General features: G+C 72.1%; 13 protein-coding genes and 1 tRNA gene. 6 read left to right on the forward strand and 8 right to left on the reverse strand.

Features of this window, described 5'->3' with window-relative positions; genetic code table 11:
* Positions 1–6 precede the first annotated feature (6 nt).
* Both ACH34R_RS02915 and ACH34R_RS02920 read left to right on the forward strand, forming a co-directional pair.
* The gene (locus ACH34R_RS02915; protein WP_397559712.1) at positions 7–720 is read left to right on the forward strand and encodes a lytic polysaccharide monooxygenase; all 714 of its coding nucleotides are present in this window, start codon (positions 7–9) and stop codon (positions 718–720) included.
* Between the two features lie 196 nt (positions 721–916).
* Complete coding sequence (locus ACH34R_RS02920; RefSeq protein ID WP_397559713.1) at positions 917–1,150, forward strand: hypothetical protein; 234 nt, start codon at positions 917–919, stop codon at positions 1,148–1,150.
* Between the two features lie 46 nt (positions 1,151–1,196).
* Here the strand turns inward: ACH34R_RS02920 and ACH34R_RS02925 are convergent, their stop codons facing one another.
* On the reverse strand, positions 1,197–2,678 hold the full coding sequence (locus ACH34R_RS02925) for an MFS transporter (RefSeq protein ID WP_397559714.1): 1,482 nt from the start codon (positions 2,676–2,678) through the stop codon (positions 1,197–1,199).
* 256 nt (positions 2,679–2,934) lie between these two features.
* Positions 2,935–3,927: an acetylxylan esterase gene (locus ACH34R_RS02930; protein WP_397559715.1), complete on the reverse strand. Its 993-nt coding sequence runs from the start codon at positions 3,925–3,927 to the stop codon at positions 2,935–2,937.
* A gap of 91 nt (positions 3,928–4,018) precedes the next feature.
* Here ACH34R_RS02930 and ACH34R_RS02935 point away from each other — a divergent pair, with 91 nt between their 5' ends.
* A complete protein-coding gene (locus tag ACH34R_RS02935) occupies positions 4,019–4,408 on the forward strand; it encodes a hypothetical protein (RefSeq protein WP_397559716.1) in 390 nt (129 codons plus the stop codon).
* Between the two features lie 98 nt (positions 4,409–4,506).
* Positions 4,507–5,181, forward strand: a complete 675-nt coding sequence (locus ACH34R_RS02940) for a DUF6766 family protein (protein ID WP_397559717.1) — start codon at positions 4,507–4,509, stop codon at positions 5,179–5,181.
* On the opposite strand, the gene ACH34R_RS02945 is transcribed toward ACH34R_RS02940, so the two are convergent.
* The gene (locus ACH34R_RS02945; RefSeq protein ID WP_397559718.1) at positions 5,115–6,035 is read right to left on the reverse strand and encodes a 1-aminocyclopropane-1-carboxylate deaminase/D-cysteine desulfhydrase; all 921 of its coding nucleotides are present in this window, start codon (positions 6,033–6,035) and stop codon (positions 5,115–5,117) included. The two genes, ACH34R_RS02940 and ACH34R_RS02945, sit on opposite strands and share 67 nt — an antisense overlap.
* Before the next feature lie 49 nt (positions 6,036–6,084).
* Between ACH34R_RS02945 and galK the strand changes: the two genes are divergently transcribed.
* Positions 6,085–7,206: a galactokinase gene (gene galK, locus ACH34R_RS02950; protein WP_397559719.1), complete on the forward strand. Its 1,122-nt coding sequence runs from the start codon at positions 6,085–6,087 to the stop codon at positions 7,204–7,206.
* Between the two features lie 71 nt (positions 7,207–7,277).
* On the opposite strand, the gene ACH34R_RS02955 is transcribed toward galK, so the two are convergent.
* Positions 7,278–7,353: transfer RNA gene (locus ACH34R_RS02955), tRNA-Asn, on the reverse strand.
* A gap of 160 nt (positions 7,354–7,513) precedes the next feature.
* Here ACH34R_RS02955 and ACH34R_RS02960 point away from each other — a divergent pair.
* Positions 7,514–7,825, forward strand: coding sequence for a YtxH domain-containing protein (locus ACH34R_RS02960; RefSeq protein ID WP_397559720.1), 312 nt, complete (start codon positions 7,514–7,516; stop codon positions 7,823–7,825).
* Here the strand turns inward: ACH34R_RS02960 and ACH34R_RS02965 are convergent.
* The 4 genes from ACH34R_RS02965 to dnaG form a co-directional block, all read right to left on the reverse strand.
* The gene (locus ACH34R_RS02965) at positions 7,813–8,301 is read right to left on the reverse strand and encodes a hypothetical protein (RefSeq protein ID WP_397559721.1); all 489 of its coding nucleotides are present in this window, start codon (positions 8,299–8,301) and stop codon (positions 7,813–7,815) included. The genes ACH34R_RS02960 and ACH34R_RS02965 overlap by 13 nt on opposite strands.
* Entirely contained in the window at positions 8,298–9,671 is a 1,374-nt protein-coding gene (locus tag ACH34R_RS02970) for an amylo-alpha-1,6-glucosidase (protein ID WP_397559722.1), read from the reverse strand. The genes ACH34R_RS02965 and ACH34R_RS02970 overlap by 4 nt, the downstream gene beginning before the upstream one ends.
* A gap of 181 nt (positions 9,672–9,852) precedes the next feature.
* Positions 9,853–10,956, reverse strand: coding sequence for an RNA polymerase sigma factor RpoD (gene rpoD / locus ACH34R_RS02975; protein ID WP_397559723.1), 1,104 nt, complete (start codon positions 10,954–10,956; stop codon positions 9,853–9,855).
* Between the two features lie 287 nt (positions 10,957–11,243).
* Positions 11,244–13,124, reverse strand: a complete 1,881-nt coding sequence (gene dnaG, locus ACH34R_RS02980; protein ID WP_397559724.1) for a DNA primase — start codon at positions 13,122–13,124, stop codon at positions 11,244–11,246.
* Positions 13,125–13,180 lie beyond the last annotated feature (56 nt).

The following is a 13,180-nucleotide window of genomic DNA, read 5'->3' on the forward strand; positions in this document are numbered from 1 at the left end:
CACTACATGCGAAGAACGATCACGTTACTGGCCGCGGCGATCATGGCCATCGGCTCGACGGTCTTCATCGCACAGCCGGCCATGGCGCACGGTTACATCTCCAACCCGCCCAGCCGCCAGGCGATGTGCGCGCAAGGCCGCGTCTCGAACTGCGGGCCCATCATCTACGAGCCGCAGAGCGTCGAAGGCCCCAAGGGGCTGCGCAGTTGCAGCGGCGGCGTAGGACGATTCAGCCAGCTCGATGACGAGAGCAGGGCCTGGCCCGCTACCTCCGTCGGCAACAACGTCTCGCTGACCTGGAAGATCACGGCCCAGCACCGGACGAGCACGTGGGAGTACTTCATCGGTGGCACCCGCATCGCCTCGTTCAACGACAACGGCAGGCAGGCCCCCGCCACGTTCTCGCACAACGTGAACCTGGGCGGCAGGACCGGCCGGATCAAGCTGCTGGCGGTCTGGAACGTCTACGACACCGGCAACGCCTTCTACGCCTGCGTCGACCTGCAGGTCGGTCCCGGCGGCCCCCAGCCGACGCCCGACCCCACCCCCACGCCCACCGATGAGCCGACGACCCCTGGCGGCACCTGGGCCGTCGGGACCAACTACCAGCCCGGCAGCACGGTCACCTACGGTGGCTCGACCTACCGGTGCGTTCAGGGACACACCGCGTTGACCGGCTGGGAGCCGCCCAACGCACCCTCCCTCTGGCAACAGGTGTAACACAGGGCTACCATGACCCCCACACGTTGATGAGCCCTGGCGCGGACCCGCACCCGGCCGGGTGCGGGTTCGCCCGTTGGGGCGCGGATGCGCCAGAACAGGCACCGGTGACGCCTCGCTCCGCAGGGGTGCGTCATCCTGGAAGGACCCGTGTGGCCGACAATGGCCCTGAGCCGCCGCAAGTCAAGGAGGGCCCATGACCACCCCGCCGATGAGGGACAACCTCGACCTCGCCTCCAGCGCCCGGGAGATGGCCGACAAGCTGCCCGCCGGCTCGCTCGACCAGGCCGCCGCCGCGTCGGTGGCCATCACGTGCGCCACCACGCGCACGATCCCGCAGGCCAGAGATGTGTTGCAGGGGCTCACGCCCGCCCCGGTGCGCCAGGCGGCGCTCGACCTCTTCGACCGGCTGTCCCGCCAGGGCCAGTAGCCGCCCGCCGTACACCTGACCGCGGGCCGTACGCCGTCACGCCGGGTCACTCGCCGGGCCGGGGATGGCCGCCGGGCCGTTCCGGCGAGTGGGCGCCGCGCTGCTCCTCCTGTGGGTGTTCCGGCGAGTGTTCGGCACGCCGTCCCTTCACCAGGTCGGCCACCGCCAGGCAGAGCGCGGCCAGCACGAAGACGCACAGCATGAGCAGCGCGTGCTCGAAGGCCGAGGCCCAGTCGCCCCCGGTCGAGGCCACCGTGGCGAAGAACAGCGAGCCCACCGCCGCCACGCCGAACGCCGCGCCGATCCGCTGCCCGGTCTGGAGCATGCCCGCGGCGCTCCCGCCGCCCGCGACCGGCACCTCCGACAGCGTGATCGTCGCGTTGGGCGAGACGACCAGGCCGCTGCCCACACCGCCGACCAGCAGCGGCGCGGCCATCGCGTAGGCCACGTCGGGCCCGGTCGCGAGCTGTACGGCCACCAGCGTGCCGAGCAGCCCGGTCAGCACCAGGCACAGGCCGACGGCGACCAGGGTGCGGCCGTAACGGGAGACGATCCGCCCGCCCACCATCGAGGCCACGCCCGACCCGAGCGCGAACGGCGTGATCGCCAGCCCGGCCGCCAGCGGGCTGAAGCCGAGCCCGCTCTGCAGGTAGAGGGTGAAGGTGAAGAAGATCGCCGTGAAGCCCGCGAAGTAGAGCAGGATGAGCGCCGCGCCGAGGGCGTAGGAGCGCTTGGTGAACAGCGAGAGGTTCACCAGCGGGGTGGCCCGCCGGGCGTAGCGGCGCTCCCAGAGGACGAAGGCGGTGAGCAGCGCCGCGGCCAGCGGCAGCAGCAGCCACTTGGCGGGGCTGTGCCACTCCCTGGCCTGGGCGAACGGCAGCAGCAGGGAGCCCACCCCGCAGCCCAGCAGCACGATGCCGATCGGGTCCAGGCTCTCGCAGCGCTTGGTCTCCCCGGCCGGGAACAGGTGCCTGGCCAGCGCGAGCGCCAGCAGGCCCACCGGGACGTTCACGTAGAACACCCAGCGCCAGCCCTCCTCGGTACCGGCCACGCCGAGGATGAGGCCGCCGAGCACCGGCCCCGCCGCGGTGGCGATGCCGACCGTGGTGCCCAGCGACCCGAACGCCTTGCCCCGCTCGGCCCCGCGGAACAACTGCTGGATCAGCCCGGATATCTGCGGGTTGATCAGCCCGCTGGCCATCCCTTGCAGGAACCGGGCGGTCACCAGCCACCAGACGTCGCGGGCCAGCCCGGCCGCCGCGCTGGCCGTGATGAACACCACGAGCCCGGTCATGAACATCGTCTTGCGGGAGCGCGCGTCGCCCAGCCGCCCGCCGGGCACGAGCGTCAGCCCGAACGCCAGCGCGTAGCCGGACACGATCCACTGCAACGCGCTCTCCGGGGCGTGCAGGGCCTGGCGGATGGACGGCAGCGCGACGTTGACGATGCTGACGTCGAGCAGGGTCATGAAGGACGCGATCAAGCCAACGCCGAGCGCGGCCCAGCGGCGTCGTCCTGTCTCCGTCACGGACCGTGCTTGATTGACCTCCATGAGGTCAACTCCTACCCTGCCGCGACCTCCATGACAACGGGGTGAATCCCCACCTGACCCACCCGCCGTATTACATAACGGAAAGGGATGCAGTACCAAAAGGGGTGGAGATCGTGTGTGGTCCCGCCGGAAGGGCCGGCCCGCGGCCCGTACCGGCGTGCCGTCCGGAGCCGGCTCCGGACGCGGCCCCCACACGGTCTCCCGCCCCAGGGCCCCGCCGCGGGCCCGGCGCTCAGCGTGTGGCGGGGTCGCCGAAGGCGAGGCGGCGGGCCGCCGCCAGGTTCTCCGCCTCCTGCTCGCCGCCGCCCCCCTCGTGCCCGTTGTAGGGCCAGACCCGGATCTCCTTCGGCCCCGCGTAGTGGTTGTAGGCGGCGAACACCGTCGAGGGCGGGCAGATCTGGTCCATCAGCGCGACGGAGAACCGGGCCGGGACGGTGGCGCGGGCCGCGAAGTGCATCCCGTCGAAGTACCCGAGCACGCCGAACACCTCCTCCACGTCGCGCCGGTGCGTGCGCAGGTACTCGGTGATCTCCGCGCGCGAGCCCACGTTGCTGATCTCGGTCGCCCGCCGGAAGCAGACCAGGGACGGCACGTCGAGCAGTGCGCCGATCACCATCTCCGGCACCAGCCCGGCCACCGCGAGCCCGATGCCGCCGCCCTGGCTCCCCCCGGCGATGATGATCCGCGTGGCGTCCACGCCCGGCAGGACGGCCGCGGCCTCCACGGCGCGCACCGCGTCCACGTAGACGCGGCGGTAGTAGTAGTCCTCCGGCGCGGAAAGGCCCCTGGTGAGGAAGCCGGGGACCTCCGGTGAACCGCTCCCCGCCGGGTCGGGCGTGTATCCGGGGACGCCCGAGCCGCCGCCCTGCCCCCGGGTGTCCATCACCAGCGTGGCGAACCCGGCCGCCGGGTACGCCAGCCACTCGTGGGCGTGCCCCCGGCCCATCGTGTACCCCAGATAGCGCACCACGCAGGGCAGCAGTCCGGCCGAGTCCCGGGGCCGGACGAACCACCCGCCGATGCGGTGCCCGCCGTATCCGGAAAAGGTCACTTCGGCGACGTCCACCAGGTCGAGCGGGACATCTTGCGGGGTGAGCACGGGGTCCAGCGGATGCGCCCTGGCCTGTTCCAGGGTCTTCTGCCAGAACTCGTCGAACCGTTCGGGCTCGGCGCGCGGCGGCATGAAGTCCCGCAGGTCGGCGAGGGGCATATCGAACAGCGCCATGCCGCAATGATCGCGGATTCCGGTGAAACATGGCAAAACCACCCCTTTTGCCGGGACCCATAAGCGCCGCCGTCCTGGGTAGGGCCACGCCATGAGAGTGCCGCTGATCGTCTGCGCCACCGCGCTGGTGGCCGCCTGCGGCTGCGCGGCTCCCGCGGGGGCGGGGCCCGCACAGGCCGCCGCCGCCCGGTTCCTGGACGCGGTGCGCGACGGGCAGGGCGCGGCGGCGTGCGCGCTGCTCGCCCCCGAGGCGGCCGAGTCGCTGGCCGAGGAGGAGGGCGGCTGCGCGAGTGCCGTACTGCGGCTCGGGCTGCCCGGCGGGGGCACGGTCAGGCAGGTCTCGGTGTGGGGTGACGAGGCCCAGGTACGCCTCACCACCGACACGGTCTTCCTGCACAGATTCGCCAGGGGCTGGCTGGTCAGGGGCGCGGGCTGCCGCCCCGACCCGCCCGGCCCCTACGACTGCGAAGTGGAGGCGTGAGGCCGTGCGGTTCGTCTTCTACGCGACCTTGACGATCATCGTCGTGGGCCTGGCGTGGTTCTGCACCGCCGGGCTGCTGCACAGGTGAGGGGCGGCAGATGACCCGTTTCATCCGTGACAACGCGCTCGCCCTGTTCTTCCTGCTGGCCTTCCTCGCCTCGCTGGTCGGCCAGGCGTTCGCGGGCGCGGCCGACTACAACCAGCGGCAGATCACCGGCGGCGGCGAGCCGATCTCGCCGGCGGCCTATGTGACCTCCTCCGAGTACGCGGTGGACGTGGCGGAGAACTGGCAGTCGGAGTACCTGCAGTTCCTGGCGTTCATCCTGGTCACCGTGTGGCTGGTGCAGCGGGGGTCGCCGGAGTCCAAGCCGCCCGGCCAGGAGGGCAGGGAGTCCGACCGGGAGCAGGGCGTGGGCCGGTACGCCGACGAGGGCTCCTCCCGGTTCGCCCGCTCGCGCGGGCTCGCGCACGTGCTGTACGCCAACTCGCTCGGCATCGCGATGGGCCTGATCTTCGTGCTGTCCTGGCTGGGCCAGTCGGTCGCGGGGCTCGCCGCCTTCAACGGCGAGCGGCTGAGTCGGCTCAGCGACCCGCTCGACTGGGGCGCGTACATGCTGTCGCCCGAATTCTGGAACCGCACACTGCAGAACTGGCAGTCGGAGATGCTGGCGGTCGCCTCGATGGTGGCGCTGTCGATCTACCTGCGTCAGCGCGGATCGCCCGAGTCCAAGCCGGTGGGCGCCGCGCACGGGGCGACCGGCGTGGAGGGCTGAGGCAGCGAGCGCCTTCCGGTGATCACCGCGACCACCCGCGTGCCGGGCGGGAAGCGGCCGGCGCTGGCCCGCTCGTAGATGCCGTACAGCATCTTGGCCACGTAGATCCGCTCGACCTCCAGCCCGTGCCGGTCCTCGAAGCCGGCCGCGAACGCCTCCAGCCCGGGCGGCACCCGGGCGTAGCCGCCGAAGTGGTGGTCCAGGTCGAGATCCCAGTTGGCGGTCGGCTCGCCGTACGCCTCGCGCTGCAACCGGGCCACCTCGCCCGCCAGGTAGCCCGCGCCCCTGAGCACGGCGAAGCCGAGCGCGCGGCGGCCGGGCGGCAGGCCGGCCGCGATCCCGGCGAGCGTGCCGCCGGTGCCCACCGGGCAGCAGATGACGTCGTAGCCGGTGGTGATCTCGGCGGGCAGCTCGGCGCAGCCGCGGACCCCGGCCGCGTTGCTGCCGCCCTCGGGGATCAGGTGGAAGTCGCCGAGTTCGGCGCGCAGGGCGGCGATCACCTCTGGGGTGTGCTTGGCCCGGTAGGTCGTACGGTCCAGGTAGCGCAACCGCATGCCGCAGGTCGCGGCCAGGGCCAGGGAGGGGTTGAGCGGCAGCCGTTCCTCGCCCCTGACCACGCCGATCGTGGGCACTCCGAGCCGCCTGCCGGCGGCGGCGACCGCGCGGAGGTGCCCGGAGTAGGCCCCGCCGAAGGTGAGCAGCGGCCGGCCGGGGCGCAGCCCGGCCAGGTTGTGCCGTAGTTTGCGCCACTTGTTGCCGATGATCTCCGGGTCGATCAGGTCGTCGCGCTTGAGCAGCAACCGCACGCCGCCCAGCCGTTCGTCGGCGACGCTGGTCAGCGGGGTGATGTCCACGGCACGCTAACCTACGTCAGGTTTCCCTGACTTGGAGGAGTGTGCGCCCATGCGCGTTGTCGACGCCTTCCGCGATGCGTACGGCACGGCCCCCGAGGGCGTCTGGCACGCGCCCGGCAGGGTCAACCTGATCGGCGAGCACACCGACTACAACGACGGCCTCGTGCTGCCCTTCGCGCTGCCATGGGGGGTGAACGCCGCCGCCTCCCGCCGCGACGACGGCGTGGTGCGGCTGCTGTCCCTCCAGGCCGGCGCCGAGCCCGTCACGCTGGACGCCCTTGAGCGGGCCGCGGGGTGGGCGCGCTACCCGGCGGGCGTGTTCTGGGCGCTGCGCGCGGGCGGGCACGCCGTGGGCGGGGCCGACATCGCGATCGACGGCGACGTACCGGCCGGGGCCGGTCTGTCGTCGAGCGCCGCGCTGGAGGTCGCCGTGGCCTTCGCCCTGAACGACCTCTATGCGCTCGGTCTGGGCCGGATGGACCTGGCGGTGGCCGCGCGGCGGGCGGAGAACGACTTCGTCGGCATGCCCTGCGGGATCATGGACCAGGCCGCCTCCGCGCTCGGCGCGGAGGGCCGCGCGCTGTTCCTGGACTGCCGGAGCCTGGGCAGCCGCACGATCCCGCTCGACGTGGCCGCGCACGACCTGACGTTGCTGATCATCGACACCGGTGTCCACCACGAGCTGGCCGACGGCCAGTACGCGCGGCGGCGGGCCGACTGCGAGAGCGCCGCCAAGCGGCTCGGCGTCGCGGCGCTGCGCGACGTGAGCGACCTCGCGGCGGCCCTGAGCACGCTGAGCGGCGACGAACGGGCCAGGGTCCAGCACGTGGTGACGGAGAACCACCGGGTGGAGGCCGTCGTGGGGCTGCTCCGCGCCGGGGCGGTCGAGCAGGTCGGCGCGCTGCTGAACGCCTCGCACCTGTCGCTGCGCGACCAGTACGAGGTCTCCTGCGCCGAGCTGGACGTGGCGGTGGAGGCGGCCGTGCGCGGTGGCGCTCGCGGGGCCAGAATGACCGGAGGCGGCTTCGGCGGCTCGGTCATCGCCCTGGTGCCGACCCCCCGCCTCCAGGCCGTACAGGACAGCGTGACGGCCGCGTACGGCGAGCGCGACTGGGCCGCCCCTCGTTTCCTGCCCGCAGTGCCCTCGGCCGGAGCCCGCCGCCTGATCTGAGCCCCCGCCGCCCGCCGCCCGCGCCGGCGCAAGCGAAAAGGCCCCCAGGGTCACCCCGAGGGCCTTTCTCGTGGCTCCCGCGACAGGACTCGAACCTGTAACCTGCCGGTTAACAGCCGGACGCTCTGCCGATTGAGCTACGCGGGACCGCGCACGCACCTGTGGATCTGCCGGGCCTTTCGGCTCCGTCCGCAGCGCGCGGGTCTAGATTAGCGCACATCCGCGGGTGCGTGCTCCAACCATCCGACGGGGTAGGGAGCCCGATAGCGGGGTAGCGGGGGATCTACGACAGGCGGAGGTGGGACAGGTGCGATATCGGGCGATGTTCGCCATCGGGCTGGCCGTGGGATACATCCTGGGCAGCCGGGCCGGGCGAGAGCGTTACGAGCAGATCAAACGGACCGCGCAGCGAGTCGTGGACAGCCCGGCGGTCCAGGAGGCCGCGGGCCTGTTCGGCGCGCGGGTCTCACAGGCCGCCGGGGCGGCCAGGAGCAAGGCGGGAGACATGCTCGGCGACCGGGTGCCGTTCCTGCACAAGGAAGACGACACCAGCGACGTCTGGAACCAGGAGTCGCACCCGGTCAACCGGGGCGGCCCGGGCCGCGGTCAGATGCCGTAGCTGCGGCGCAGGCTCTCCAGCGCCTGCTCGGCGAGCGCCCGCAGCCCCGGGTCGTCGGGGTCGAGACCCTCGTCGAAGACGAACTCCCAGGCCGGCTGCTCCTGGTCGGGCACCCGGCGGGCGACCAGCCGGACACCGCCGCGGCCGGGCAGCGTCACGTGCCTGCTGACCAGGATCGACCAGGTCACCCGCTCCCTGACCACATCGGGCAGGCGGCCGGGCTCGGGCACCCTGAGCACGTGCCTGGCCCCGTCGGTGGTGAGCAGGCGCAGCCCCGCCTCGTCCCACTCGCCGCGGTCGATGAGATACCAGGGCAGGCGGGTGCCGCCGGGCAGGTAGAGCGCGCGGTCGGTCGCCACCACGTGCCCGTTATCGTGCCCTTCGTCGTCGGCGGTCCCGGCGTGGGCGAGTACGCGGTCGCGGGGATCGACCTCGACGCCGGGCGGCAGGCGGCGCGCGCCGATGGGGAACCTCATGCCCCAAAAGTACCCGGCCGCGCCCGGGCCACCGATCCGGCCTGGGGTCCGGCCGCCGGGTGCGCGCCGGGCTCCCGCGAGTCGGCGTCCGCCAGCAGGTCCAAGGTCAGGGCGGCCGACCAGGAGAAGTCGCGGCAGCCCCGGCCGCTGCCGTCGAAGGGGTCGAAGCACTCGCGAAAGCCCGCCTGCCGTACCAGGCGCAGCGTGCAGGCGGTGAGGGCTTGGGCCAGGTCGACCAGCCCGTGCCCGAGCGCCGCGTGCCGCAGCAGCCAGTTGGTGTTCACCCACGAGGGACCGCGCCAGTAGCGGGAGCGGTCGAACTGCGCGGCCCGGATGTCGATGCTCGGCACGGGGTATCCGGCCGCACCCATGAACCTGCCCGACTCCAGCGTGGTCACCAGAGTCCGCACCCGGTCGGTGGGCAGGTACGGGTCCACGAGCGGCGTGAAGGACCCGACCGAGGCCATGGGTATCGGCGTCCCCGTCCGCAGGTCCCTGGCGTAGTACAGGCCGTCCCAGGGGTCCCACAGGCGGGCCGTCATGGCCGTCCTGATCCGTTCGGCCGCCTCCCGCTGCGGGCGCGGGTCGGCGCCCGCCACCGGCGCCAGCTCGGCCAGCGCCTCGCAGGAGGCCAGCCAGATCCCGTTGAACATCGGGTCCTCGATCGCGAACGGGTGCTCCTGGCGCAGGTAGGCCGGATCGTATCCGGAGTCGCGGTAGCCCAGGGCCAGCGACACGTATCTGTCGTGGTGGTTGTCCGGGTGCCTGCCCGGCAGGAGTTCGCGGTGGTAGGCGTACCGCACGGCGGGCAGCGCGGCGAGCGGCTCGTCCCACAGCGGGCTGTCGTCCATCCCCGACTCCCACGGGTGGACGATCGCCGCCAGCCCCGCCCCGCCGAGGTCGCGGGCCGTCTCCAGGTAGCGGTGCTGGGCCGCCAGCGAGGGGTAGAGCCGCCGCACGAACGCGTCCGCCGCCTCGCGCCCGGTCGCGTACCGCCAGATCCACCAGGCCGCCAGGGCCTGGAGCGGCGGCTGGGTCAGCCCCGAGGTGGCCACGTGGCGCGGCGCGGCGGCGTGCTCGTGGGAGCGCCAGACCGAGGGCCCGGGGAAGTAGCCGCCCGCCGTGCGGAAGAGGATGTGCGGGACCATGCCGGTCCGCCACTGGCCGCCGAGCAGCCCCGCCAGCTCGGCCTTGGCCCGCTCGGGGTTGGTCCTGGCCAGCCCTATCGTCACGAAGGCGGAGTCGAGGCTCCACTGGTGCGGATAGAGCCCGGGGGCGGGCACCGTGGCCGCGCCCGTCCAGTTCGCGTCGAGCACGGAGAGTGCCTCGCGCCCGAGCGCGGCGTCGTCAGCCGAGGGCCGCGCCTCCATTCATTTAGTTTGCGGTGTTATGTCCTGAGTGAACACCCCTGGGGTGTTATCCCATTGAATTGTGGTGATCAAGAAACGCGCTCTGGGGCCTGCTGCGGGCTCCGCCCGGCCGATGGGTAGAGGCATTCCTGTTGATATGTTCAGTTGTGCGATCGTGCGCCCTTGAGCGCCGGCCGAGCGGTCAGTCGAGATAGTCGCGGAGCATCTGCGCCCTGGTCGGGTGACGCAGCTTGGCGAGCGTCTTGGACTCGATCTGGCGGATGCGCTCCCTGGTCACCCCGAACTCCCTGCCGACCTCCTCCAGCGTGCGCGGATGGCCGTCGGACAGGCCGAACCGCAACTGGATGATGCGCTGCTCGCGCTCCGACAGGGTCGCCAGGATGTCGTCGAGCTGGTCCTGCAACATGATGAACGCGGCGGCCTCCATCGGCACCACCGCGTCGGCGTCCTCGATGAAGTCGCCGAGGTCGGAGTCCTCTTCGCCGATCGGCGACTGCAGGGAGACCGGCTCCTGGGCGATCCGCTGGATCTCCACGACCCGATCGACCGGGAGGTCCATCTCCAGCGCGATCTCCTCGGGCGCGGGCTCGCGGCCGAGGTCCTGGTGGAGCTGGCGCTGCACGCGCACCAGCTTGTTGATCGTCTCCACCATGTGCACCGGGATGCGGATGGTACGGGCCTGGTCGGCGATCGCGCGCGTGATGGCCTGGCGGATCCACCAGGTGGCGTAGGTGGAGAACTTGTAGCCCTTGGTGTAGTCGAACTTCTCCACCGCGCGGATCAGGCCCAGGTTGCCCTCCTGGATGAGGTCCAGGAACAGCATGCCGCGCCCGACGTAGCGCTTGGCGATGGAGACGACCAGGCGCAGGTTGGCCTCGATCAGCCGCTGCTTGGCCCGGTTGCCGTCCCACACCAGCTCCTGGAACTCCGGATGGGCGAGCCGCAGCACGCCACCGGCCAGTTTCTCCTCGGCGAACAGGCCGGCCTCGATGGACTTGGCGAGCTCCACCTCCTCCTCAGCCGTCAGCAGGGGCACCCTGCCGATCTCGCGCAGGTAGATGCGCACGAGATCGCTGGTCGGCGCCCGCTTGCCGGCGTCTTCCTCATCGACCCGAGCGGTCTCCTCATCGCCCTGCGGCTCAAGGACCTCCACCCCTTGCTCGGCGAGCATCCGGACGACGCGCTCCAGCGCGTCTGACGGCAGCTCGGATCGATCGAGCGCGGCGGCCACGTCATCGACAGTGACACTTCCGCGCTCTCTTCCCTTCGCGACGAGGTCCGCCACCTGGTCTACCGATGGCGACCCACTTGGCAGCACCGATGCACCCACGGAACACAGTCTGCTGTATTGGGCCCGTAAAACGGCAGACCTATTTTTGTCACAGATGGTAAGGCTCGGGTCATTACCAAAATGAGATCTGATTAAGGTTTGGCAGAAGCGGCCACCGGAAAGTAAAGCCCATTACGCGATCTTTTCCTGGGCGGACGCGCCGCCCGGGGACATTCGCGCGGCCCGCTCACGGTCACCCTATGTGGCGCCGGGCGGGCGCGCGCCCTGCCGGCCTGCCGCGGTCAGGGGCTGCCGGCGGCCCGGTCGCGCAGCACCCGGCGCTGCTGCTCCAGGGCGACCAGCTCGCCGAACAGGCGGTTGTACTCCTGCTGCTCCTCGACCGGGTTGAGTCGCTGCAACCGGGACTTGACCTGCGCGATGGCGCGGTCGGCCGCGATGGCCTCCAGGGCGGCCAGCATCGCGGCCCCGTAGCGCTCCTCGCCGCCCACCTCGGTGCGCAGCTCCTCCACCGCCATCCGGGTGATCAGCGGACGGGTCGCGTCGGGCACGCCGTCGAGCAGCCGGTCGACCCACTCACGCCCGCCGGGGCCCGCCTGGGCGGTGCCGCCCGCGCCGAGAATCCAGGCGTACAGCTCGACGTGCTCGGGCAGCGTGAACGCCTGCGGGCCGAGCGCGTCGAAGCCGGGGCCGAGCAGCGCGGGCCGCTGTACGGCGAGCTTCAGCACCTCCGCCTCGACCCGCACGCCCGGATCGGCCGGGTCGGGGGCCCGGCGCGGCGGGGCGGGCCGCGCGGCGCGGCGCGGCTGCTGCCCGGCGGCGGAGGCGGGGGCGGCGTGCCCGGCCATCTCCGTGATCCGCCCGATGACGAGCTGTTCGTTGAGGAAGCCGAGCCAGCGGTCCAGGTCGATCGCGTACATCTGGCGCAGCGCGCGGTCCTTGATGGCGGCCACGATCGGGGCCGCCGCGTCGAGCGCGGCCAGCCTGCCCTCGTTGGTGGCGAGGTCGTAACGGGAGATCGTGCTGCGGATGGCGAACGCGAACAGCGGCTCACGGCTCGCCACGAGGTCTCTGACCGCCGCGTCGCCGTGCTTGACCCGCAGGTCGCACGGGTCGAGCCCGTCGGGCTGCACCGCGACGAAGGTCTGCGTGACGAACTTCTGCTCCTCGGCGAAGGCCCGCAGCGCGGCCTTCTGGCCCGCCGGGTCGCCGTCGAAGGTGAACACGACCTCGCCGCGGAACTCGGCCTGGTCGAGCAGCAGGCGGCGGAGGATCTTGATGTGCCCCTCGCCGAACGACGTGCCGCACGTCGCCACGGCGGTGGGCACCCCGGCCAGGTGGCAGGCCATCACGTCGGTGTAGCCCTCGACCACCACGGCCTGCGAGCGCTTGGAGATCTCGCGCTTGGCCAGGTCGATGCCGTAGAGCACCTCGCTCTTCTTGTAGAGCGGACTCTCGGGGGTGTTGAGGTATTTGGGGCCTTCGTCGTTGTCGAGCAGTTTGCGCGCGCCGAAGCCGATCACGTCGCCGGTGATGTCGCGGATCGGCCACACCAGGCGCGCCCTGAACCGGTCGATCGGCCCCCGGCGGCCCTCCTTGGCGATGCCCGCCTTGATCAGCTCGGCGGCGGTGAAGCCGCGGCCCATCAGGTGCCTGGCCAGCCGGTCCCAGTCGGGCGGGGCGAACCCCACCCCGAAGTGCTCGGCGTCGACCCGCTCGAACCCGCGCTCGGACAGGAACCTGCGCCCGGGCCCGGCCTCGGGCCCGCCCAGCAGCTCGGCGTAGTATTCGGCCGCCGCGCGGTGCGCCTCGATCAGCCGGGTGCGCTCGCCCTGCTCCCGCCCGGGGACGTAACCGCCCTGCTCGTAGCGGAGCTGGATGCCCGCCCGCTGGGCCAGCCGCTCGATCGCCTCGGAGAAGGTCAGGTGCTCAAGGCGGCGGACGAAGGTGATGACGTCGCCGCCTTCGCCGCAGCCGAAGCAGTACCAGTAGCCGCGGGCGGGGGTGACGTTGAAGGACGGGCTCTTCTCCTCGTGGAAGGGGCAGAGGCCCTTCAGGTTTCCGCCGCCCGCGTTGCGGAGCTGGATGTGCTCGCCCACCACGTCGGCGATGGGTGAGCGCTCCCTGACGTGCGCGATGTCGTCATCGCTGATCCGGCCTGCCACGCCGCGAGTCTATTGGCGGGGGGCGACAGAACGCGCCTGGGTGCCCGGGATAGCTG

The sequence above is a fragment of the Spongiactinospora sp. 9N601 genome, from assembly GCF_044326295.1.
GTDB lineage: Bacteria > Actinomycetota > Actinomycetes > Streptosporangiales > Streptosporangiaceae > Spongiactinospora > Spongiactinospora gelatinilytica.

Coding starts and splice junctions, on each gene's coding strand:
- galK (WP_397559719.1), top strand. CDS start 6,085: ATGCGCGTTGTCGACGCCTTCCGCGATGCGTACGGCACGGCCCCCGAG.
- ACH34R_RS02940 (WP_397559717.1), top strand. CDS start 4,507: ATGACCCGTTTCATCCGTGACAACGCGCTCGCCCTGTTCTTCCTGCTG.
- ACH34R_RS02970 (WP_397559722.1), bottom strand. CDS start 9,671: ATGGAGGCGCGGCCCTCGGCTGACGACGCCGCGCTCGGGCGCGAGGCA.
- ACH34R_RS02965 (WP_397559721.1), bottom strand. CDS start 8,301: ATGAGGTTCCCCATCGGCGCGCGCCGCCTGCCGCCCGGCGTCGAGGTC.
- ACH34R_RS02915 (WP_397559712.1), top strand. CDS start 7: ATGCGAAGAACGATCACGTTACTGGCCGCGGCGATCATGGCCATCGGC.
- ACH34R_RS02920 (WP_397559713.1), top strand. CDS start 917: ATGACCACCCCGCCGATGAGGGACAACCTCGACCTCGCCTCCAGCGCC.
- ACH34R_RS02935 (WP_397559716.1), top strand. CDS start 4,019: ATGAGAGTGCCGCTGATCGTCTGCGCCACCGCGCTGGTGGCCGCCTGC.
- ACH34R_RS02930 (WP_397559715.1), bottom strand. CDS start 3,927: ATGGCGCTGTTCGATATGCCCCTCGCCGACCTGCGGGACTTCATGCCG.